Genomic DNA, 1323 nt, shown 5'->3' on the forward strand with positions numbered 1-1323 from the left:
GCCGTGCCGCCTCCGGCCGCGGGCCTGGACCAGGGGCATCTGGCCGCCCTGATCGCCGGAGCCACCCCGGCGAAAGCCAAGGTCGCCAAGACGGCGACGAAGACGGCGGCCGCCGACAAGGTCGCGGCCAAGCGCTGAGCCCGGCATCGGCGTCCGACGCCGTGCCGGCTGCATGGTTCCCCTGCGCGGCGGCGGGTGCCACGGCGGGTACGCGCGTGGCAGATTGGCAGGCCTCCACCGAGATTTGGCAGGCATGAGCACGCAGGTCGCGACATCCGTCGCCAACGACAGGGCCTCCGCGCGTGCGGCCCCGTCACCCGACCTCGCGCGCCGCCGGCGGATCGTCGGCATCGCCCTGATGTGCGGCGCGGTCGCCTTCTTCGCGAGCCTCGACGCCTGCGCCAAGACGCTGGCGCGGGCCGAGGTCGACCCGCTGGTCACCACCTTCATGCGCTACGCCGCCAGCGTCGCGATGATCTCGCTGTTCATCAATCCCGTGCGCACCCCCGGGGTGGTGAAGAGCCGGCGGCTGACGCTGCAGATCGTGCGCTCGCTGTTGCTGTTCGCCTCCACCGCCCTGAACTTCGTGGCCCTGCGCTACCTGCAGCTGGCCGAGACGATCTCGATCCAGTTCGCCGCCCCGCTCACGGTGGCGCTGCTGGCCGGGCCGCTGCTCGGCGAATGGTCGCCGCGGGCCCGGATGGCGGCGATCGCCGTCGGGTTCCTGGGCGTGCTGGTGATCGTCCGCCCGGGCCTCGGCGGGATGCACCCGGCCGCCCTGCTGTGCGTGGCCAACGTCGTGGTCTACGCCTTCTACGCGATCATCACGCGCAAGCTCGCGGCCTACGATTCCACCGCCACCACGATGTTCTACACCGGGCTGGCCGGCCTGGCGCTGATGGCGCCGCTCCTGCCCTGGATCTGGACCAACCCGGAGAGCCTGACCCACTGGGCGCTGCTGGTCGGTGTCGCGCTGTTCGGCACGCTCGGGCACTGGCTGCTGGTGATGGCGCATGCCCGCGCGCCGGCCAACGTGCTGGCGCCGTTCATCTATACGCAGCTGCTGTGGTCGGTGACGCTGGGCTTCCTGCTGTTCGGCGACGTGCCGAGCCGCTGGACGGTCGCCGGCGCCATGATCGTGGTCGGCTCCGGCCTCTATCTCCTGGCGCAGGAGACGATTCGGCGGGACAGGCCGGCCGCCTGAGGGCGACCGACCGATGTCCGAGGCGCGCTTAGCGGCCCATGCGCTCCTGGCGGTCCATGCGCTCCTCGCGGCGGTTCTCGCGGGCGCGGCGGGCCGGATCCGGATCGGTGCCGAGCACG

General features: G+C 72.3%; 1 protein-coding gene. It reads left to right on the plus strand.

Annotated features, from left to right (window positions below):
* The first annotated feature begins 253 nt into the window (after window positions 1-253).
* Window positions 254-1204, plus strand: coding sequence for a DMT family transporter (locus tag FV228_RS29975; RefSeq protein ID WP_147857755.1), 951 nt, complete (start codon window positions 254-256; stop codon window positions 1202-1204).
* Window positions 1205-1323 lie beyond the last annotated feature (119 nt).

It is taken from the genome of Methylobacterium sp. WL18, assembly GCF_008040015.1.
In the GTDB taxonomy this organism is placed as follows: Bacteria; Pseudomonadota; Alphaproteobacteria; order Rhizobiales; family Beijerinckiaceae; genus Methylobacterium; species Methylobacterium mesophilicum.